The 20,746-nt window shown below is 33.7% G+C and carries 20 protein-coding genes and 1 tRNA gene; 13 read left to right on the top strand and 8 right to left on the bottom strand.

Going from position 1 to position 20,746, the window contains the following annotated elements:
* Nucleotides 1–74: 74 nt before the first annotated feature.
* From FA045_RS14695 to FA045_RS14655, 9 genes are all read left to right on the top strand, one after another.
* Nucleotides 75–1,157, top strand: a complete 1,083-nt coding sequence (locus tag FA045_RS14695) for a glycosyltransferase family protein (protein ID WP_169305065.1) — start codon at nucleotides 75–77, stop codon at nucleotides 1,155–1,157.
* Nucleotides 1,154–2,434, top strand: coding sequence for a glycosyltransferase (locus tag FA045_RS14690; protein WP_225871353.1), 1,281 nt, complete (start codon nucleotides 1,154–1,156; stop codon nucleotides 2,432–2,434). The genes FA045_RS14695 and FA045_RS14690 overlap by 4 nt, the downstream gene beginning before the upstream one ends.
* Nucleotides 2,424–3,317 (top strand): FkbM family methyltransferase, encoded by an 894-nt coding sequence (locus FA045_RS14685; RefSeq protein WP_136877830.1) that lies wholly within the window; start codon nucleotides 2,424–2,426, stop codon nucleotides 3,315–3,317. The genes FA045_RS14690 and FA045_RS14685 overlap by 11 nt, the downstream gene beginning before the upstream one ends.
* On the top strand, nucleotides 3,318–4,466 hold the full coding sequence (locus tag FA045_RS14680) for a glycosyltransferase family 4 protein (RefSeq protein ID WP_136877829.1): 1,149 nt from the start codon (nucleotides 3,318–3,320) through the stop codon (nucleotides 4,464–4,466).
* 6 nt (nucleotides 4,467–4,472) lie between these two features.
* Nucleotides 4,473–5,876, top strand: coding sequence for an exosortase Y-associated Wzy-like protein (locus FA045_RS14675; RefSeq protein ID WP_136877828.1), 1,404 nt, complete (start codon nucleotides 4,473–4,475; stop codon nucleotides 5,874–5,876).
* 13 nt (nucleotides 5,877–5,889) lie between these two features.
* Nucleotides 5,890–7,122, top strand: coding sequence for an XrtY-associated glycosyltransferase XYAG1 (locus FA045_RS14670; RefSeq protein WP_136877827.1), 1,233 nt, complete (start codon nucleotides 5,890–5,892; stop codon nucleotides 7,120–7,122).
* 210 nt (nucleotides 7,123–7,332) lie between these two features.
* Entirely contained in the window at nucleotides 7,333–8,196 is an 864-nt protein-coding gene (locus tag FA045_RS14665; protein ID WP_136877826.1) for a glycosyltransferase family 2 protein, read from the top strand.
* 22 nt (nucleotides 8,197–8,218) lie between these two features.
* Nucleotides 8,219–8,809 carry an exosortase Y gene (xrtY, locus tag FA045_RS14660; protein ID WP_136877825.1) on the top strand — a complete coding sequence of 197 codons (591 nt, stop codon included), beginning with the start codon at nucleotides 8,219–8,221 and terminating at the stop codon, nucleotides 8,807–8,809.
* 1 nt (nucleotide 8,810) lies between these two features.
* Complete coding sequence (locus tag FA045_RS14655; RefSeq protein WP_136877824.1) at nucleotides 8,811–9,365, top strand: WcaF family extracellular polysaccharide biosynthesis acetyltransferase; 555 nt, start codon at nucleotides 8,811–8,813, stop codon at nucleotides 9,363–9,365.
* A gap of 331 nt (nucleotides 9,366–9,696) precedes the next feature.
* On the opposite strand, the gene obgE is transcribed toward FA045_RS14655, so the two are convergent.
* From obgE to FA045_RS14630, 5 genes are all read right to left on the bottom strand, one after another.
* Nucleotides 9,697–10,701 (bottom strand): GTPase ObgE, encoded by a 1,005-nt coding sequence (obgE, locus tag FA045_RS14650; RefSeq protein ID WP_136877823.1) that lies wholly within the window; start codon nucleotides 10,699–10,701, stop codon nucleotides 9,697–9,699.
* Between the two features lie 112 nt (nucleotides 10,702–10,813).
* Nucleotides 10,814–11,383, bottom strand: a complete 570-nt coding sequence (locus FA045_RS14645; RefSeq protein WP_136877822.1) for an adenylate kinase — start codon at nucleotides 11,381–11,383, stop codon at nucleotides 10,814–10,816.
* 61 nt (nucleotides 11,384–11,444) lie between these two features.
* Nucleotides 11,445–11,518, bottom strand: a tRNA-Arg gene (locus FA045_RS14640).
* A 426-nt stretch (nucleotides 11,519–11,944) separates the two neighbouring features.
* Nucleotides 11,945–12,403, bottom strand: coding sequence for a redoxin domain-containing protein (locus FA045_RS14635; protein ID WP_136877821.1), 459 nt, complete (start codon nucleotides 12,401–12,403; stop codon nucleotides 11,945–11,947).
* Between the two features lie 83 nt (nucleotides 12,404–12,486).
* On the bottom strand, nucleotides 12,487–13,401 hold the full coding sequence (locus FA045_RS14630) for an SDR family oxidoreductase (RefSeq protein WP_136877820.1): 915 nt from the start codon (nucleotides 13,399–13,401) through the stop codon (nucleotides 12,487–12,489).
* 148 nt (nucleotides 13,402–13,549) lie between these two features.
* On the opposite strand from FA045_RS14630, the gene atpD reads away from it, so the two are divergent.
* Nucleotides 13,550–15,052, top strand: coding sequence for a F0F1 ATP synthase subunit beta (gene atpD, locus FA045_RS14625; RefSeq protein ID WP_136877819.1), 1,503 nt, complete (start codon nucleotides 13,550–13,552; stop codon nucleotides 15,050–15,052).
* Nucleotides 15,053–15,125: 73 nt separating this feature from the next.
* Nucleotides 15,126–15,371 (top strand): ATP synthase F1 subunit epsilon, encoded by a 246-nt coding sequence (gene atpC / locus FA045_RS14620; protein ID WP_136877818.1) that lies wholly within the window; start codon nucleotides 15,126–15,128, stop codon nucleotides 15,369–15,371.
* Between the two features lie 301 nt (nucleotides 15,372–15,672).
* On the opposite strand, the gene FA045_RS14615 is transcribed toward atpC, so the two are convergent.
* From FA045_RS14615 to FA045_RS14605, 3 genes are all read right to left on the bottom strand, one after another.
* Complete coding sequence (locus tag FA045_RS14615) at nucleotides 15,673–16,341, bottom strand: carbonic anhydrase (RefSeq protein ID WP_136877817.1); 669 nt, start codon at nucleotides 16,339–16,341, stop codon at nucleotides 15,673–15,675.
* Nucleotides 16,342–16,364: 23 nt separating this feature from the next.
* A complete protein-coding gene (locus FA045_RS14610) occupies nucleotides 16,365–17,969 on the bottom strand; it encodes a SulP family inorganic anion transporter (protein ID WP_136877816.1) in 1,605 nt (534 codons plus the stop codon).
* 93 nt (nucleotides 17,970–18,062) lie between these two features.
* Entirely contained in the window at nucleotides 18,063–18,401 is a 339-nt protein-coding gene (locus FA045_RS14605; RefSeq protein ID WP_136877815.1) for a hypothetical protein, read from the bottom strand.
* 217 nt (nucleotides 18,402–18,618) lie between these two features.
* Here FA045_RS14605 and FA045_RS14600 point away from each other — a divergent pair, with 217 nt between their 5' ends.
* Nucleotides 18,619–20,160, top strand: a complete 1,542-nt coding sequence (locus tag FA045_RS14600) for an acyl-CoA carboxylase subunit beta (RefSeq protein ID WP_136877814.1) — start codon at nucleotides 18,619–18,621, stop codon at nucleotides 20,158–20,160.
* A gap of 115 nt (nucleotides 20,161–20,275) precedes the next feature.
* Nucleotides 20,276–20,683 carry a GNAT family N-acetyltransferase gene (locus FA045_RS14595; RefSeq protein ID WP_136877813.1) on the top strand — a complete coding sequence of 136 codons (408 nt, stop codon included), beginning with the start codon at nucleotides 20,276–20,278 and terminating at the stop codon, nucleotides 20,681–20,683.
* Nucleotides 20,684–20,746 lie beyond the last annotated feature (63 nt).

The raw sequence follows: 20,746 nt of genomic DNA, 5'->3' as shown, positions 1-20,746 counted from the left end.
TTTCTAGCAACCCAAGGTTAATAAAGGAGGTTAGGGCAAGCTTAGCACATGAATATGAAGTACATATAATTTTCATGCAGAACTTAGCCTATCTGAAGTTAGAAGATCAAAAAATTTTAGATCAGAATCCTAAAATCTCTTACGACATTATTAAACCTAAATTTTTCACTAAACTGCTTCATAAGTTATGCTTAGCAGTTATTAAAAAATCAGGAATTGCAAGGTATCAAGAATTCATTTATTCGAAAGCCTACTTCGAATTTCTGAAAAAAGCACAGCAGTGGAAAGCCGATATATATATAGCTCATAATCTAGCCTCACTACCTATTGCAGTAAAAGCTGCAGAAAAAAACAAAGCTAAATCAGGCTTCGACGCAGAAGATTTTCATCGAAATGAGACCTCTGATGACCTTGAAAGTTTTGACGTTAAACTCAAAACTTTTATTGAAGATAAATATTTAACTCAAGTGGATTATATTACTTGCGCTAGTCCATTAATTGCAGAAAGTTATAAAACACTTTATCCCAATTTGGATCCAATAGTTATCAATAATGTGTTCGAGTTAAAGTATCAGCCAATACTAAATAAACATGAAGGTTATGGCATAAAACTATTCTGGTTCTCTCAGACAATTGGTAGAGATAGAGGTTTAGAAGATATAATAGAGGCTGTAAAACAAATTAATAATCCATTAGTTGAATTACATTTGTTAGGTAGCATAAACAAAACCGACCTTAGATATTTTGACATTCTATCTAATTTCAAGATTAATTATCATCCACCAGTATCTGGCGTCAAAATCTTTGAATTAGCTAGTAATTTTGATGTAGGCTTGGCGCTTGAACGTAAAAAACCCTTCAATAGAAATATTTGCCTAACGAATAAAATCTTCACCTATATGATTTCTGGCCTGGCCGTAATAGCGAGCGATACATTGGCACAAAGAGCTTTCCTCGAAGAAAATCAAGAAATCGGTTTTATATACGAAACTGCTAATATCCATCAACTTCGCTCTCATATTGAAATGCTTTTGAATGAAAAAGGAAGATTGAGCGACATTAAGAGAAATGCATATCAGTTAGCGAAAACCAAATATAATTGGGAAAATGAGGCACGTTTATTTATTAACTTAGTTCGAAAAACTTTATACCATTGAAAACGGCGCTTATTATCTCTCCTTATTTTCCACCCGTTAATGCAGCAGATATGCACCGTGTAAGAATGAGTCTACCGTATTTTAAAGAATTTGGCTGGGATGTGGAAGTTGTGGTTGTAGATGAAAAATACGTAGATATGATTAAAGATCCACTATTAACATTATCTATACCAAATGATATAGTTATTCATCGTGTATCAGCATTACCTAAAAAAGTTACAAAAAAAATTGGCTTGGGTAGCATTTCACTACGCTCTATTTGGCAATATAAAAGCAAGGTTAATAAACTGCTAAAAAGTAAAAAGTATGATCTAGTTTATTTCTCTACTACACAATTTCCATTATTAATTCTCGGGGCATATTGGAAAATTAAGTTCAATGTACCTTATGTGATTGACATGCAAGATCCATGGCACACTGATTACTATCAAAACAAACCGAAAGAAGATCGTCCGCCAAAATATTGGTTTTCCTATCGGTTGAATAAATTTTTGGAGCCGTTAGCCATGAAAAATGTAGACGGTTTAATTAGCGTTTCTCAAGCCTATCTTAATGATTTAGAGAACAGATACTCTAATGTAAAAAAAATACCTAAAACAGTTATCACTTTTGGCGCATCGACTGTAGATTTTGATATTGCTAAGTTAGCCAACGACAATTTAATTTTAGACAACTCAAAAATCAAGTTCTTATACGTAGGAGTTGTTGGAAATATAATGAGAAAATCTCTTACGTTATTATTTCTAGCTTACAAGCACGGATTGATGACCAACAATAAGCTTTTTTGTAGAATCCATTTTTATTTTCTCGGCACAAGCTATGCGCCAAATGGTCTCGGTAAGGCAAGTGTTATGCCAATTGCTGATGAAATTGATGTAAATAATTATGTAACGGAACAAACTAACAGAATTCCATTCTACGCTGCAATTAAAACCCTTCAACATGCAGATGTTCTAATGATGCTTGGGTCAGATGATGCGAAATATACTGCTTCGAAAATTTATCCATACATCTTGGCAAAAAAGCCCATGATTGGCATCTTTCATCCAAAAAGTTCAGCTATTAATATTATAAAGGAATGCTCTGAAGGAAAAGTAATCCCTTTGGAGGAAATTAATGATGAGCTTATCCATAATACATATTTAGAACTAAAAGAGCTCGCTGAAAGTTATAAATTCGAAAGACAAATTAATTGGAATAATTTTAAACAATACACTGCTGAAAAAAGAGCTCAATTGCAATGTGAATTATTTAATAATGTTATAAGTGCTATCTAAATTCAAACGAACTTTTTCCTTTATTCATAACCATCCGTTAGCTAAAAAATACATTTTTAAAGCTTATAAAAAATTTTTGTTATGGCAATTACAAACTCTTTTCTTTCCTGAGAAGCTTTACGTTAAGCATTTCATAGGAAATATTAACTTTTACGCAAAAAAACAGCTTACTGGCATTACTGGCAACATCTATTGTGGTTTGCACGAATTTAATGACATGGGTTTTCTACTTCATTTCTTGCGTTCAGAAGATACCTTTTTTGATATCGGCGCAAATGTTGGCGCATATACACTATTGGCTTCTGGTTTGTGTAATTCCAAAACCATCGCATTTGAACCCATACCAACAACCTACTCCATTTTAAAAGCGAATATTGATTTGAATAAGCTGGGCAATTTGGTAACAACTGAAAACAAAGGCATCAGCAGTAAAAAAGATAAACTTTACTTTACAGTTGATGAAGACACTACCAATCATATTCTCATAAATGTTAAGGATAATCAGCATACTATTTTAGTTGAAACAGATATGTTAGATATTTATTACCTTAAAAATAAGCCAAGTTTAATTAAAATAGATGTAGAGGGATTTGAGAGAGAAGTATTAAATGGAGCTAACCTAACATTAGCAGATTTAACTTTAAAAGCCATCATAATTGAACTCAATGGAAGTGGTAGCAGATATGGATATGATGACCAAGAAATACATGATAAACTATTAAGCAATGGTTTTAAACCGCATGATTATAATCCACTAAAAAGGGAACTTGTAGAAATTACAATATTTGGAAGTCACAATACCATTTATTTAAGGGATATTGAATTTGTGACAGATAGGTTAAATAGTGCTGCTGCATTTAAAATTTTTAATCGTAGTATTTAATTGAAAAAACTAGCCATCATCATCACCCACCCTATCCAATATTATGTCCCTTTATTTCAATTATTGGCTCAAAGTTGCGAGTTAAAAGTTTTTTATACTTGGGGTAAGGAAGGTGCTAAAGCTAAATACGATCCAGATTTTAAGAAATGGATTGATTGGGATTTACCTTTATTGCAAGGTTATGAATATGAGTTTTTAGCAAATACAGCAAAAAATCCTGGTTCACATCATTTTAGTGGAATTATAAATCCAACCCTAAAACAGAAAATTAAGGATTTTGATCCAATGGCTATCTTAATTTACGGCTGGGCTTATCAAAGTCATATCTCCGCTCTTCGCTATTTTAAAGGTAAAATTCCGCTTTGGTTCAGAGGAGATTCTACTTTAATTGATGAGCGAAAGGGAATTAAAGAGATTCTGAGAGGTTTATTCTTAAAATGGGTTTACCAGCACAGCAATAAAGCTTTTTATGTTGGTTCTGCCAACAAAGCCTATTTTAAAAAATTTGGATTAAAGGAAAATCAATTAGTTTTTGCTCCCCACGCTGTAGATAATAATCGATTTGCTGAAGATAGAAGCAAAGAAGCTTTACAATTAAGACAACAACTGCAAATTTCACCTGATCAGATGTTAATTTTATTTGCAGGTAAATTAGAAGCAAAGAAAAATCCTGAATTGTTGCTTAAGGCTTTTATAAATTTGAATTTGGATGGTGTTCATTTGTTGTTTGTAGGAAATGGAGAATTGGAAAACAGTCTCAAATCTCAAATCTCAAATCTCAAATCTCAAAAGATTCATTTTATGGATTTTCAAAACCAAACACAAATGCCTGTCATTTATCAAGCTTGCGATCTATTTTGTTTACCATCACAGGGCTCCGAAGAAACTTGGGGTTTAGCTGTTAACGAAGCAATGGCTTGCAGTAAAGCTATTTTAGTTTCAGATCATGTAGGTTGTGCAGAAGATTTAGTGATTGATGGGGAGAATGGTTATATATTTGAAAGCAATAACTTAGCAAGTTTATCTGATAAGCTCAATTTAATGGTAAGTAATAAATTTACTTTAAAAGAAATGGGCAAAAAATCAGCCATTAAAATTAAAGAATGGTCTTTTACTAAACAGTGTACTGCAATTTTAAATGAATTATAAAAATAAATGAGCTCAATACATCCCTTGCGATATTTACTACTTTACATCCCATTTTTATTGGCATGGCTTATTTTAAAGCAAGCCCATGCCGCTTATATTGTTGCTTGGGCTGGGTCGTTTTATATATTTTATTTAAGCTACAGTGGTGTAATTAAGCCGCTTCCTAAAGATCATAAAATTTTTGATCAGCTCATGCGACCAATTTTTTTAATGCAATTAATATTTGCTGGTTACATGTGCTTTACAAGTATATTCTATTATATCAACGCTGTTGGATATGAATATTTTGATTATACAGGTAACAGTGTAATGTTTAAAGACGATTTATATTTGGCAATTGCAAAGTGTCAAATGTATTATGTTTTAGGCCATGCAGCGTTAGTTCATGGTATCTTAAGTCAAATGAACTATCCAGTAGAAAAAAAATATAACCTCTATACTCCATCCGTTAGTAATTTACTTTTGGGTATCTCAATAGTATGTTTACCCATTGGTTATGCTTTTGGCAAAGTCGGCGCTTTAAGTCAATTCAGTATTCAACTTACAGGGATTAGTTTTGTTGCCGGCACCATTGCCCTAGCTTTCGCTATTAGAGAACAAAAAAGAACAAACATTTTGTTGGCCGGAGCTTTATTTACAAGTAATTTAATGAATGCTTTAGTTTCGGGTTTTAAAGAACCAATAATTATTTGCGTATTGCTTTTGGGTGTATTCCTTTTACCAATATATGGAAAAAAAATAGTGCCTGTATTTAGTGTAATACTTATTGCTTTATTTTTTGTGCTGCCTACATTTATCGGTAATTTCAGAAATTTAGCGGGACAAGGACTTGAAGCCTCAGAGTTGAGAGATCAAAGTATAGATGCAGTTTTTAATACAGATGAAACAGAATTAAAAGAAGACAATTGGGAATTTTTAATTTATAGATTTTCTGAAATTGATATGTTTATCAAATACGTTAATTCTACACCTAACTACATACCATACTACAAAACTCATTTACTTAAGGATGCTGCAACCTCAATTATTCCAAGATTTTTGTGGCCAGGTAAGCCTATAATTGAAGATATGGTAATGCAAAGAGTTTACAACGCTGGTGTGGTGAGCAGGCAATCTGTAGTTTCAGCTAAACCAGCTTATATTGTAGATTGCTATTTATCTTATGGCATGATCGGAATTTTTATTGGTCTTTTTGCTTATGGCGCCATAGCTCAATGGATTGCCATCAAGGCTGAAAAATTATTTGGAAGTTATTTTATGGGCTGTGCCGTTATTTTTGCAGGTTTATTTCAAATTTTATGGAGAGGCAACAGTTTCGAGTTCTTGGTAAACTCCGTATTTTGGAGTGTAGTTACCATGTACATATTTCATTTTATTTTTAAAGCCAAAGGTATTTTAGAAGAGGCTTAATTCGCTACCCAGATTGAAAATTATACAAATTACTGCGGCATATAAACCAGCATATATTTATGGCGGGCCAACCATGTCTGTGGCAAAATTGTGTGAGTCTCTGGGGAGTTGGAAAGATGAAGAGACAGGAAGTTCAGATGTCCGAAAGTGTGATAGGTGGATTGAAAAACTAACTTTAAAGGTTTTTACAACTACGGCTAATGGTAAAAATGAACTGGAAGTTGAACCTAATCAAACTAAAATAGTTGATGGTGTTGAGGTAAGTTATTTCAGCAGAATAACGAAAGATCATACTCATTTTTCTCCTGCCTTACTTTATAATTTATTTAAGGTGCTTAGACAGGCTCAGCATGACAAAATTGGTATTATCATACACATCCATGCCTGGTGGAATTTAGTTTCTGTATTAAGTTGTGCAGTTGCTTTTTGGCACAAAATACCCGTTGTATTATCGCCCAGAGGAATGTTAACAACCTATACTCAAACCAATAGAAATTCATTAGCTAAAAACCTTATTCATAAAATAATTGGTAAAAGATTGCTTAACTATTGCCATATTCATGCTACAAGTGAGAAAGAAAAATATGATATTTTAACTCTTGTAAACCCTAAAAGCATTGTAGTTATTCCAAATTTAGTTCAGTTAAATGATCATCATGTAACGAACAAAGAACAACAATCAATAAATAACGAAAACACAGCAATCCCATTTAAAATTATCTTTCTATCACGTATCGAAGAAAAAAAAGGTTTAGAACTACTATTTGATGCTTTATCAATACTAAATTTTGATTTTATTTTAACAATAGCTGGATCCGGTAATAAAGATTATATCCAAAGCTTAAAAACTAGGGCAACACACTTAAAATTAGCTGATAAAATTAGCTGGTTGGGTCAAGTTAAAAATGATGATAAGTTTAATTTACTATCAAAAAACGATATAATGGTACTTACTTCTTACAATGAAAATTTCGCAAACGTAGTAATCGAAAGTTTAAGTGTGGGTACAGCTGTAATATTATCTAATCAAGTTGGTTTAGCAAATTATGTAACCGAAAACAATTTAGGATGGATAACCAAACTGGATGTACATTCAGTTGCTGATAAACTGAACCTAAGCTACCAAGATAACCAAAAGAGAAATAAAATAAGAAAATTGGCTGCATCTTTAATTTTTAAAGATTTTAACGACAAAATTTTAGCGCAAAAATACATTAAGCTTTATACAGATATATTAAATGGCTAACTATAATGTTGGATAACATGTTGCCAAAAAAATTAAATTTTAGCTTATTTGGCTAATAAGATCTACATGTTAATCATTTATGAGTTAGAGGTCATGTTAAATTATGGTTAAAAAGAAAGCTAATATTACTTTTAAAAGAACAAGAATTTACTGTTCAATAGCTAACAATATCGTTTTGCAAGTTAAAGATGACAACTATAAACATTTATCATGAATTCTAATTTCAGTTTTGTCATCCTAACCTACAATGAAGAAATTCATTTACCAAGACTATTAAAATCTATTAAGGATTTAAATGCGGCTATTTATATTTTAGATTCTGGTAGTACGGACCATACTTTAGCTATTGCAAAAGATTTTAACGCCGAAACAAAAATCAATCCATTCGAAAATCATCCTAAACAATGGGATTTCGCGCTTAAAAACTTTAACATCAAAACTCCTTGGATCATCGGGCTTGATGCCGACCAAATTGTAACAACAGAATTATACTTGATGTTGCAAAATTTTAAGAATGATGATTATTTATCCATCAATGGGATATATTTTAATCGAAAAAATTATTTTAAAGGTACATGGATCAAATATGGTGGTTTCTATCCCAAATATTTGTTAAAAATGTTTCGCACTGGAATTGGTTATTCTGATTTAAATGAAAACATGGATCATCGCTTTATTGTAAATGGAGAAACTACAATTTGGAAAAATGGCCATCTTATAGAAGAAAACCTCAAAGAAAATGAGATTAGTTTTTGGATTAGTAAACACAATAGATATAGTGATTTAATTGCCCAAGAAGAAGTAGATCGGTTCAAAAATCTAAGGAGCCAAAGCAATAGAGCAGATTTTTTTGGCAACCCTGATGAACGTAATGCTTACCTTAAAAAAGTTTGGTGGAAATTACCTTTAGGTTTTAGACCATTTTTATATTTTGGGTATCGCTTAATCTTTAAATTAGGTGTTTTAGACGGATCAACAGGTGTTTTATTCCATTTTTTACAAGGATTTTGGTTTAGGTTAATTGTTGATGTTAAAATGAAAGAAATTATAAAATCTAAAGATGTAAATTTGTAAATCGAATTAACGCTCTCAATGTATGGAACAATCCTTAAACAAAAAAAAAGCCAATAAAGCTGCATTATTATTTGTGGTTAAACTGCTTTTTTTCTACTTTCTATTTAGCCAAGGCAATTTATTTATGAATAGCGTAATGAGCGAAGGTGGAAAATATTACAATGCCTTTATCTCCGAAAATCTAAATTACATTCAAGGATTAAGAACAATATTAATTGTACCGGCTGTATGGATCATTAAACTTTTTGGTTTTTATGCTATTTACAATGAAATCGATGTAATGGTAGTTAATGGACCCTTGTTAAGAGTTAACTATTCTTGCTTAGGTTTAGGTGTAATGAGTTTTTTTACAGCTTTTGTAATCGCTTTTCCAGCAAAGCTGAAAGCAAAATTTAGGCTTTTTGTTATTGGAATGATTATGATTTATGTGTTAAACGTAGGCAGAATTGCTGGCTTAGGTGTATTGCTTTGCTTTTTCGAATCACAAAGAGATAATTTTACTTATCACCACGAGATATTTAACATCATAGTTTATATCTGTATCTTCCTTTTATTATACTTATATATTAAGAAGAATACAAATTCCCTATCAAAAACAAATCCAGATCAGTAAATTGAAAAATCAGACAAAACTTAAGAAAGATTTTGATAAAAAAGATTTTGATTCGGGTGCCTCAACCTTCAAAATTTTTTGTTGGTATTTTACGAGTATGCTCATTTTTCGTTCTGGCTTAATGCCTTCCAGTTCTGTGTTAGTTTGGATACTGCGGTTATTTGGCGCTAAAATTGGTAAAGATGTTCGCATTAAACCCTACATCTATATTCATTATCCCTGGAAACTAAGCATCGGAGATTATTCGTGGTTAGCCGAATGCAGAATTGAGAATTTAGCAGAAGTGAGTATTGGCAATAATGTTTGTGTTTCGCAAAAAGCGATGCTTTTAACTGGCAATCATGATTATAAAAAAGCAGATTTCGATCTTATTACTAAACCCATTGTTTTAGAAGATGGTGTATGGATTGGCGCTAATGCAGTTGTTTGTCCGGGCGTTACCGCAGCTTCTCATGCCGTATTAACAGTTGGTTCTGTAGCTACTAAAGATTTAGAATCGTTTAGTATTTATCAAAGTAATCCGGCTATCAAAGTTAAAGATAGGGTTATTGATTAAACAGTTCATTAGTATAGCCACTAATACTTCCACTAGCTTCAGCTAATAGAAATTAGATGGTTTGATCTATTAAAACTAAGAGATATCTCGTCGCTATGCTACCATTGACACTATTTGTTAAGTTTCTATAAATCAAAATTTTATAAAAATTATAAACTCCTAGTTTTGTCATTCCGACTTCGGAGGAATCTCAAATAATAAATACTATAATAGAGATTCTTCGCTGCGCTCAGAATGACAAATCGCATTAAATTATCGTCATTTATATTGATTTTTAGGAAATAAATTATCCCTCGATATTACGCCAGTCTATTAAGTTTACTGCTCCCCTTTATGGGTTGGGGGTGTTAATTGCTTTCCAGAGCATATCCTTTAATTCAGTAATTCCTTGCTGAGCAACCGAAGAAATAAATATTGATGGAATTTTTGGCAAATCTTTGCTCATCTCTTCTTTCAATTCATCATCCAGCATATCAGATTTGGTAATAGCCAGTAAATGTGGCTTTTGCATCAACTCTGGATTGTATTCTTGCAATTCGTTCAATAAAATCTCGTACTCTTCTTTTATCGTTCTACTTGTATCTGCAGGCACCATAAAAAGCAATACAGAGTTACGTTCTATGTGACGTAAAAATCTAAATCCTAAACCTTTACCTTTTGATGCTCCTTCAATAATCCCTGGAATATCTGCCATGACAAAAGATTTTCCATTACGGTAAGAAACAATACCTAAGTTAGGCACTAATGTTGTGAAAGGATAATCGGCAATTTCTGGTTTAGCTGCAGATAAAACTGATAACAAAGTTGATTTACCAGCATTCGGAAAACCTACCAAGCCAACATCAGCTAATACTTTCAACTCTAATACCATCCACTCCTCTTTACCCTGTTCGCCAGGTTGCGCAAAACGTGGCGTTTGTAAAGTTGGAGTTTTAAAATGCCAGTTTCCTAAGCCGCCCCTACCTCCAGCAGTTAAAATTTTAGTTTCACCATCTTCTGTAATTTCAAATAGTACTTCACCTGTTTCTGCATCACGAGCAATAGTGCCCAAGGGCACTTCTAAAATTTCATCTTTACCAGTTTTACCTGTTTTCTGACTACTACCTCCACTTAAACCATCTTCTGCAATAATATGTTTACGGTATTTTAGGTGTAGCAATGTCCAAAACTGCGAGTTACCTTTTAAAATAACATGACCTCCTCTACCACCATCGCCACCATCTGGGCCACCAGTTGAGGTTAATTTATCACGGTGCAAATGTGCAGAACCTGCCCCTCCCTTGCCAGAACGGCAACATATCTTTACGTAATCTACAAAATTTGATCCCTGTGACATTTTAATTTTTGATTTTAGATTGACGATTTTAGAATTCAAAAAATCGCCAAAAATAAACATCCGCAAAAATAACCATAGATTTTTGCGGATGTCTAAATTTAAATATTATGTTTTAATAACTATCTATAACGGTACAAAGGTTAGTGAAAATCTCTTCAATTTCACCAATGCCATTAATTTTAGTTAGTTTTTGTTGTTCATCATAATAAGGTAAAACCAAAATGATTTTGTTGAAATACTCATCAATTCTTTTCTGAGATTTCTCTGCTTGATCATCTAATCTACCTGTTTCTTTTTGGCGTAAAGCTACACGTTTTACCAGTTCATCTTTATCAACATCTAAGGCAATAACACCTGCAATGCTGCTACCTTTACTTGCCAAAAACTTATCTAGCTCTATTGCTTGAGGTATAGTTCTCGGAAAACCATCAAAAACAAATCCTTTTGCATTCGGATTTTTATCGATTTCTTCCTCTAACATATCAATGGTAATCTGATCAGGCACTAATTCACCATCGGCTATCAATTGACTAACTTTTTGTCCTAAAGCAGTTTGATTTTTAATGTGTGCTCTAAAAAGATCTCCTGTAGAAATATGCACTAACTGATATTTGTTAATCAGTTTTTCAGATTGGGTGCCTTTGCCTGCACCTGGAGGGCCAAAGAGAACTAAATTCAGCATTAAGGTTGTCTTTAAAAGTGAAAAAGCCTCGCCGCCTGTTGGCAGCAAGGCTCTTAATTAGTGCACTTGTAGGGATTCGAACCCCAAACCTTCTCATCCGTAGTGAGATGCTCTATCCAATTGAGCTACAAATGCATTTCCGTATGGTTAACGGACTGCAAAAGTAATGTTTCAAAATTAATTTCGCAATTTTTATTGTAAATAATTGTAAAGCCCTGATATTTTAAACGTTTTGCCACGTTGAGCGTAGTCGAAACGACTTTATGTGATATTCTTTAGCTACACTCAGCCTGAATTGATTTCATAACAGTATCTGCTAATAACTAGAATGTAAGTTTTTTGCAAAAAACTTTGTTCATAGACCCGATTGCAGTGAAAATACTTTTTTGATCCGTCATTTCGAAGGAGGTACGACTGAGAAATCTGTCACATAGCTGCAAATCACTTTATAATCGCACACATTTGAGATGACGGTTGGCGAAAACAAAAAAGATTGAAACGAAAAGCGGGGCTGACTTTAATAGTTGTACAGCCCCTGCTCTCCTAAATCAATATGTATAATTAAGCCACAACCGCTTTAATTTGCTCAAAATCTGGCAAATCACCAGCATTTTCTAAAACCTCAGCATAAGCTATTTTACCGTCTTCATCTATTACAAAAGCAGCACGTTTAGCAACACCTGCCATTCCTAAAAAATCTTCGTACAATGCGCCATATGCTGCAGCTGCTTCTTTATTAAAATCGGACAGCAAAGGAAACTGATAAGCTTGTTCTTCTTTAAATTTTGCCAAAGCAAAAGGAGAATCAACTGAAACACCTAAAACTTGCGCATTTAAACCATCGTAATAGCCAAAGCTATCTCTCATGGTACAAAGTTGTGTGGTACAAACACCTGTAAATGCCAACGGAAAAAAGTGTAAAACTACTTTCTTGCCGGTAAAATCTCCTAATGAAACTTCTTTAAGCTCTGTATTCTTTAATTTAAAATCTGGGGCTTTATCGCCTATTTGTAATAACATATAATATATTTTTTTAATTAAATGGATGAAGGTTAATGGACCATAGTCGATAGCCAACTAGCCTATCAGCTATCGACCATTAACTATTGCCCTTCAGCATTTTTCATCTGCTGATCAACTATCGCTAATCCTTCTTCAAAGCTATGGGGTTGGTAATTTAATTCAGTCATTGATTTGTCTAAAATAAATCCAGTTCTTGCTGGTCGTTTAGCAGCTTGGTTTAAAGTTTCGCCACTTACTTCATTTATTAAATTTTTATCTAACTGCCAAAAATCTGCAACCTTGGCAACTAACTCCGATATACTCATCATATCTTTACCAGAGGCATTGAAAACACCTTGCGCATCATACTCAATTGCCAAAAAGCAAATATCAGCTAAATCTTCAGCTAATGTTGGCATTCGCCATTGGTCGTTTACCACATTAATTGGATTACCTTTTTCTAAAGCGTCTTTCGCCCACAATACAATATTACTTCTGCTTAGATCTTTTATAATGCCATAAACAATTATTGTTCTTAAAACTGCCCATTTCGCTTTAGAATTTTTAAGAATTTCTTCGGCTTTTAGCTTTGTTTGCCCATAATAACTTAATGGATTAGGCGCAGCCAACTCATCATAAGGTCCATGTTCTCCATCAAAAATAAAATCTGTAGATAGATGTACCAATTGAATATTGTATTCTTCGGCAAGCAATAATAAAGTTTCAACGGAAGTTACATTAAGCTGATACGCTTCTTCTTTCTGATGCTCACAAGCATCAACATTGGTTAAGGCGGCAGTATGGATAATTGAATCGGGTTTATAACGTTCAATAACATTCCTTACCTTAATCGGATCAAGGATATCCATATCCATATATACATATCCGTCTTTTACGGGGTAACGATTTAATCCTTTAGAAGTAGCTATTAAATTTACTCCGCCTTCTCTCAAAATTTTTTCAGTAATTTTCTGCCCTAAAAGCCCATTACTGCCAGTTACTAATACTGTTTTCATAGTCGCTAATTTATCAATAAAAAATCTGTTGAAAAACTTTTAATTTATATATAAAATTTTAACAGAAAACTCTTAGCTTTGCAGACCGAAATACAAGGGTGTAAAAACATTCAAGTTTTCAACTTTACAACATTTCAACAAGATAAATATGCCTAACATTGGAAAAATAGCGCAGATCATAGGACCGGTAGTTGACGTAAGTTTTGCTAACGATGCCCATTTACCTAAAATTTTCTCTGCATTAGAGATTACTAAAGAAAACGGACAAAAGATTGTTCTTGAAGTTCAACAACACCTTGGTGAAGACCGTGTACGTGCCATTTCGATGGACTCTACTGATGGTTTGGTACGTGGTATGTCTGCATTAGATACTGGTGCACCTATTAAAATGCCTGTTGGAGATCAAATTAAAGGTCGTTTATTTAACGTAGTTGGAGATGCTATTGATGGTATCACAGCTGTTGATAAAACTGGTGGTCGCCCTATTCACAATGCTCCTCCTCGTTTCGAAGATTTATCTACAGAAACTGAAGTGCTTTTTACAGGTATCAAAGTTATCGATTTATTAGAGCCTTATGCAAAAGGTGGTAAAATTGGTTTGTTTGGTGGTGCTGGTGTAGGTAAAACGGTATTGATCATGGAGTTGGTAAACAACATCGCTAAAGCTTATGCTGGTTTATCAGTATTCGCAGGTGTGGGTGAGCGTACTCGTGAGGGTAACGATTTACTACGTGAGTTTATCGAATCAGGCGTAATTAACTATGGTGATGAATTCTTACACTCTATGGAAAAAGGTGGTTGGGATTTGAAATCAGTTGATACAGAAAAATTAAAAGAATCTAAAGCAACATTGGTATTCGGTCAAATGAACGAGCCTCCTGGTGCACGTGCTCGTGTAGCATTATCAGGATTAACTGTTGCAGAATATTTCCGTGATGGTGATGGCGAAGGCGCTGGAAAAGACATCCTTTTCTTCGTTGATAACATCTTCCGTTTTACTCAGGCAGGTTCTGAGGTATCGGCTTTATTAGGTCGTATGCCATCTGCAGTAGGTTACCAACCAACATTGGCAACTGAAATGGGTTTAATGCAAGAGCGTATTACTTCTACTAAACGTGGTTCAATTACATCTGTACAAGCAGTATATGTACCTGCAGATGATTTAACTGACCCTGCACCGGCTACAACTTTTGCCCACTTAGATGCAACTACAGTACTTTCTCGTAAAATTGCTGAGTTAGGTATTTATCCAGCAGTAGATCCACTAGATTCTACTTCTCGTATCCTTTCTCCTGCTGTTTTAGGCGATGAGCATTACAACACCGCTCAACGTGTGAAAGAAACTTTACAACGTTATAAAGAATTACAAGATATCATCGCGATTTTAGGTATGGACGAGTTATCTGAAGAAGATAAATTGACAGTATCTAGAGCTCGTCGTGTACAACGTTTCTTATCTCAACCTTTCCACGTAGCTGAGCAATTTACAGGCTTAAAAGGTGTTTTGGTTGACATTAAAGATACCATCAAAGGATTTAACATGATCATGGATGGCGAAGTTGATGAATATCCAGAAGCTGCATTTAACTTAGTTGGTAGCATTGAAGAAGCTATCGAAAAAGGTAAAAAATTATTGGCAGAATCTAACTAGGAACGCGTTAAGCGTTTGGCGATATGCGTTTAGCACGCTTAACGCCTAGCGCTGTACGTAAAACGTAAAAAGAATGACTTTAGAAATATTAACTCCAGATAAAAAAGTTTTCGAAGGCGATGTAACTGCGGTTACCGTTCCAGGAACTTTAGGCTCTTTTCAAATTTTGAAAGACCACGCTCCTATTATCTCTACTTTAGAAGATGGTCCGGTAATTATTAAAGCAAGCACAGGCGAAGAAATCTTTAACATTAAAGGTGGCGTAGTTGAAGTTCTGGACAATAAAATAATTGTATTAGCAGAAGCTGTTGTAGCCTAAGTTAAAACAAACACATAATTATGAGCCTTTCCAATTAATTTCGGAAAGGCTTTTTTTGTTTAGCTTGTCGTCAATTTCAATGAGCGTTACAAGGTTTCAATAGTCTTCAAACATATTAGACTATAAAAACTCGTTTCCAATATTTGATGAGATAAATTGCGGTATTTGAAGTACGATGAGAAATTTATATTTGACCAAAACTTTGTAAATATTTTCTAATGTTATTAAAGCTATGATCAAAAAAAATGCCTCCAAAGTAATTAACTTTTAGAGGCATTCTTAATTTTAAAAACAATGCTAATTATATAGACATTTTGAATACTGGATCCATATCATCAGCTGCTGAAAAAGTAGATTTCAGGTCATTAATCAATCCTGTTTTTAAGCTATAAACCCAAGCATGCACAGATAACTCTTGTCCGTTAGCCCAAGCATTTTGCACAATAGAAGTGCTCATCACATTATTAGCGCTATGTATAGCATTCAATTCTACCAAACGGTCAACTTTCTGATCTTCTGGCAAGCCATCAATTTCTTCTTGGTTAAAACGGTATACATCTTTAATGTTTCTTAACCAATTGTCAATTAATCCTACTTGTTTATTACCATGTGCAGCAGCAACACCACCACAACCATAATGGCCACAAACAATAATGTGTTTAATTTTTAATACATTAACCGAATAATCGAGCACGCTTAATAGGCTAATATCTGTATGTGTTACCACATTTGCGATATTTCTGGTTACAAAAATATCACCAGGCATGGTATTGGTAATCTTATCTGCCGGCACTCGGCTATCAGAACATCCGATCCATAAAACAGGTGGCTTTTGCCCAGCTGATAATTTGTTGAAATATTCTGGATCTTCTTCTAATGTTCTCTCTACAAAATCTTTATTGCCTTGAAGTAAGTTTTCTAATGTTATTTCTTCTCTTGTTAAAAGTTCTTCTGAATGATTTGCACACATAATTTCTAATAATTAAATTTTCTTTACTGATTAATTTCTTCTACAATTTTTGAATTTAACTTTGGAACCACGTAATGTTTTTTAACGTGCTCTAAAGTTACAATTATACCTTTTGTATAAGCATTGTGTTTGTAATTAAAAATAGTTTCTAAAACATCTGGATCGATGTATCTCGAGTTTGAACCATCAATAATTACATTGGTTTCTTTAGGGATATTAGTTAATAATACTTGAATTGAAGCTTTATTTAAAAATGATACTTCTTCTGCTAATTTAATTCTAATGTTCTTTTTATCACCTTCTTCTTGTATCCTATAAAAAAATGGATTACGCATATTGGTACGAAGCAAGTAAAAAATAGAAACAGCCATACCTATACCAACTCCTTTTAATAAGTCTGTTAATAAAACGGCAATAATTGTTACTACAAATGGCACAAATTGATCCCAACCTTTATGATACATGTGTTTAAATAAAGCAATACGAGTTAATTTGTAACCTGTTACTAATAAAATAGCCGCTAAACATGCGTATGGTATTAAGTTTATGATTTTCGGAATGAACAATACTGAAAGTAACAATAGCGTACCGTGAAAAATAGCCGACATTTTTGTTCTACCACCAGAGTTAACATTTGCCGAACTACGTACAATAACAGAAGTCATTGGTAAACCACCAAGCAAACCACTAATCATGTTTCCAGAACCTTGGGCAATTAACTCTCTATTGGTTGGCGATACGCGTTTGATAGGGTCAATTTTATCTACAGCTTCAATACTCAACAATGTTTCTAAACTTGCTACAATTGCTATAGTTAATGCAACCATATAAACTTTAGGATTTGTTAAGGAAGAAAAATCAGGCAATGAAAATAAATTAAAAAAATCAGATGGACTACTTACAACAGGAATAGTAACCAATTGATCTGTACGCAATGCTTCAGCACCGCCGCTAAATAAGAGCGCACCTATAACTCCTATAATAACAACAATTAACGGTGCCGGCACTACGCTTAATTTTTTAAATTTAGGCCATATTAATAAAACTGCTATCGACAATACACTAATTACTACTGCAGCAATACTTAAATGAGTAACAGCATTTCCAATAGCAGAAAAAGTATTTTCATGATCTTGTTGAAAAAAGCCTTCATCTCCAAAAAAATCACTATCTACACCAAATGCATGTGGTAATTGTTTTAAAATTAAAGTTAAACCGATAGCAGCTAGCATCCCTTCTATTACACTCGAAGGAAAATAATTACCGATAGTACCCGCCTTTATAACACCTAAAATAACTTGTATTAAACCTGCAACCATAACAGCTACCAAAAATATTTGATAACTACCAAGTTCAGTAATAGAGTTTAAAACGATAACTGTTAAACCTGCAGCTGGCCCACTAACACTTAATTGAGATCCACTAATTGAAGCTACAACTATACCACCAACAATACCAGCTATTAAACCAGCAAAGAGAGGCGCTCCAGAAGCTAAAGCAATACCTAAACACAATGGTAAAGCCACTAAAAAAACTACAATACTTGCTGGTAAATCTTTCTTTAAATTCTTTTTTGATAAATATTTCTTAAAATCGAACATACTCGAGTTCGAATTCTCGTTTCCCATAACATACTTTGTTAAACACTATTAAATTTCCTAAAACACTCAATCGCCTAGCAAAAAACAAATTTGCATTATAAAGCGAAGGCAACAAAAAAATTAAGAAAAGTTGGGAGGAGGTGTGGGTACTGAGGGATGATGAGGATCTACATATCTCCGCGAATGCTCTATAAAACTATTACTTACACCGTAGTCAATTTCAATAGGAATGTAAGTAAGATCAAAACGTTGAAACATTTGTTTACATTCAACAAGTTTCAAGCTAACTTTCTGCGTTTCATCACCATTATTTTCAACCTCAAGTTGCATAATAACAGCATTCATCAAACTTCTATCTAAATGAGTAAAAATTACTGGCGCACCAGAAATTACCATCTTTATTGCAAAGATACCCATAAAGGCTATGGTTATAAGCAAACGGTATTTTCTTAGCAACATATTTTAATTAGCTTCAATAAAATCAAAAATAGGTTTTATAGTGCGCAATATTAAAAGATTATCGTAATAAAAATGCAATATAAAACGACATTTTTACAAATTAGCTCTATACAAGCACTTTATAAATCAAACAATTTACACATTTAAAGTTCCCTAGTTGCTTACAAATTTGCAAAATCAAAGCTATTGTTTACTTTTAAAAAAATTCAGTTTAAAGATGAAAAATAGGATTGATATCTTACAAAACAAAATAGTACAAGCTCATTTAGGCGGCGGCCAAGCTCGTATAGATAGTCAGCATAAAAAAGGAAAACTAACTGCTAGAGAACGTATTCATTTTTTAATGGATGAAGGAAGTTTTGAGGAAATTGGCATGTTGGTTACACACCGCAGCACCGATTTTGGTATGGAGCGAGAAAAATACCTTGGCGATGGCGTAGTAACTGGATATGGAACTATAAACGGACGATTAACCTATGTTTTCTCTCAAGATTTTACTGTTTTTGGTGGGTCACTTTCTGAAACTCATGCCGAAAAAATTTGTAAAATAATGGATATGGCCATGAAAAATGGCGCTCCATTAATTGGTTTAAATGATAGCGGAGGCGCTCGTATACAAGAAGGCGTTGTTTCATTAGGCGGATATGCTGATATTTTTTACAAAAACGTGCAGGCTTCTGGTGTTATTCCACAATTATCTGCCATTATGGGTCCTTGTGCTGGTGGCGCTGTATACTCTCCTGCCATTACAGATTTTATCTTGATGGTTGAAAATACATCTTACATGTTTGTAACCGGTCCAAACGTGGTAAAAACGGTAACCCATGAAGAGGTAAGTTCTGAAGAATTGGGCGGGGCAACAACTCATGCTACCAAATCTGGTGTTACGCATTTCGCCTGCGCTAATGAAATTGAAGCCATTAATTACTTAAAAAAACTTTTAAGTTATGTACCGCAAAACTGTGAAGAAACACCCGCAAATTTACCTTATGAAACTGGTGATGAAAAACGTTTAAGCCTTGATACACTTTTACCAGAAATCGCTAGTCAACCGTACGATATACGAGATGTGATAGCGCAAATTACGGATAGTGATAGCTTTTTTGAAGTTCATGCAGCCTATGCAGAAAATATTGTTGTCGGCTTTGCTCGCTTAGCAGGAAGAAGTATTGGCATTGTTGCTAATCAACCTGCCTATTTAGCTGGCGTGTTAGATAGCAATTCATCAACCAAAGCAGCACGTTTTGTTCGTTTCTGCGATTGTTTCAATATCCCACTTTTAGTTTTAGAAGATGTACCCGGTTTTTTACCTGGCACAGATCAAGAGTGGAATGGAATTATTACCAATGGCGCAAAACTTTTATATGCATTTAGCGAAGCTACTGTACCACGAATTACCGTAATTACTCGTAAAGCTTATGGTGGTGCATACGACGTAATGAATAGCAAACACATTGGTGCAGATATGAATTATGCTTGGCCGAGTGCAGAAATTGCAGTGATGGGTGCAAAAGGAGCTGCAGAAATTATCTTTAAAAAAGAAATTACTGCGGCAGAAAATCAACAAGAGAAATGGCTAGAAAAAGAAAAATTATACTCTGATATTTTCGCAAACCCTTATCGTGCTGCCGAACGTGGTTTTGTTGATGAAGTTATTGAACCTTCACAAACTCGTATCAAATTAATCAAGGCATTTAAGATGTTGGAGAATAAGGTAGTTAATAATCCTAGAAAAAAACATGGAAACATCCCACTTTAAAAATGGAAGATGGGAAATGTAAAAAGGAAGATGGATTAAAAAAATTGATATGAAAGAAACATTCTTAATTTCGTCTTAACGATACATTTTCCATCTTACATTTAACTTTTTAAAAATGGCAGTTGTAGAACAAATATTTCCAGCATTAACTTGGCGTATCAGACATTTAGCCATGTACCCCGAACAACCTTATGATTTTGTAAAATTGGAAAACGATTTTGATGGCATCCATTTTGGTATTTATGAGAACTATGAATTAATTGGCGTAGTTTCTCTTTTCACAGAAGGTGATGTGGGGCAGTTTAGAAAAATGGGAGTTTTACCCGAATCCCAACACAAAGGATTTGGCGCTCAATTGCTCAACTATTTAATTGACTTCTGTGAAGTACAAAAATTGACGAAACTGTGGTGCAATGCAAGGGTAAATGCCAAAGAATTTTATGCTAAATTTGGCTTTACAGAAACTAATCAAACCTATTCATCAAGCGGTATTGATTTTGTAAGAATGGAAATGAAATTTTAAAGATTACGTCATGCTGAATTTATTTCAGCATCTGTTTAAATGATCCTGAAACAAGTTCAGGAT

Source organism: Pedobacter cryotolerans (genome assembly GCF_005116475.1).
Taxonomy (GTDB): Bacteria; Bacteroidota; Bacteroidia; order Sphingobacteriales; family Sphingobacteriaceae; genus Pedobacter; species Pedobacter cryotolerans.
Note: the sequence above shows the minus strand (reverse complement) of the source record. Positions and strands in the feature narration are given on the sequence as shown.

Bases quoted from the DNA above. Each gene is read 5' to 3' on its own strand.
- FA045_RS14605 (WP_136877815.1), bottom strand. From the start codon at position 18,401: ATGTTGCTAAGAAAATACCGTTTGCTTATAACCATAGCCTTTATGGGT.
- xrtY (WP_136877825.1), top strand. From the start codon at position 8,219: ATGGAACAATCCTTAAACAAAAAAAAAGCCAATAAAGCTGCATTATTA.
- FA045_RS14665 (WP_136877826.1), top strand. From the start codon at position 7,333: ATGAATTCTAATTTCAGTTTTGTCATCCTAACCTACAATGAAGAAATT.
- FA045_RS14635 (WP_136877821.1), bottom strand. From the start codon at position 12,403: ATGTTATTACAAATAGGCGATAAAGCCCCAGATTTTAAATTAAAGAAT.
- atpD (WP_136877819.1), top strand. From the start codon at position 13,550: ATGCCTAACATTGGAAAAATAGCGCAGATCATAGGACCGGTAGTTGAC.
- FA045_RS14610 (WP_136877816.1), bottom strand. From the start codon at position 17,969: ATGGGAAACGAGAATTCGAACTCGAGTATGTTCGATTTTAAGAAATAT.
- FA045_RS14695 (WP_169305065.1), top strand. From the start codon at position 75: ATGCAGAACTTAGCCTATCTGAAGTTAGAAGATCAAAAAATTTTAGAT.
- FA045_RS14630 (WP_136877820.1), bottom strand. From the start codon at position 13,401: ATGAAAACAGTATTAGTAACTGGCAGTAATGGGCTTTTAGGGCAGAAA.
- obgE (WP_136877823.1), bottom strand. From the start codon at position 10,701: ATGTCACAGGGATCAAATTTTGTAGATTACGTAAAGATATGTTGCCGT.
- FA045_RS14675 (WP_136877828.1), top strand. From the start codon at position 4,473: ATGAGCTCAATACATCCCTTGCGATATTTACTACTTTACATCCCATTT.
- FA045_RS14595 (WP_136877813.1), top strand. From the start codon at position 20,276: ATGGCAGTTGTAGAACAAATATTTCCAGCATTAACTTGGCGTATCAGA.
- atpC (WP_136877818.1), top strand. From the start codon at position 15,126: ATGACTTTAGAAATATTAACTCCAGATAAAAAAGTTTTCGAAGGCGAT.
- FA045_RS14615 (WP_136877817.1), bottom strand. From the start codon at position 16,341: ATGTGTGCAAATCATTCAGAAGAACTTTTAACAAGAGAAGAAATAACA.
- FA045_RS14600 (WP_136877814.1), top strand. From the start codon at position 18,619: ATGAAAAATAGGATTGATATCTTACAAAACAAAATAGTACAAGCTCAT.
- FA045_RS14645 (WP_136877822.1), bottom strand. From the start codon at position 11,383: ATGCTGAATTTAGTTCTCTTTGGCCCTCCAGGTGCAGGCAAAGGCACC.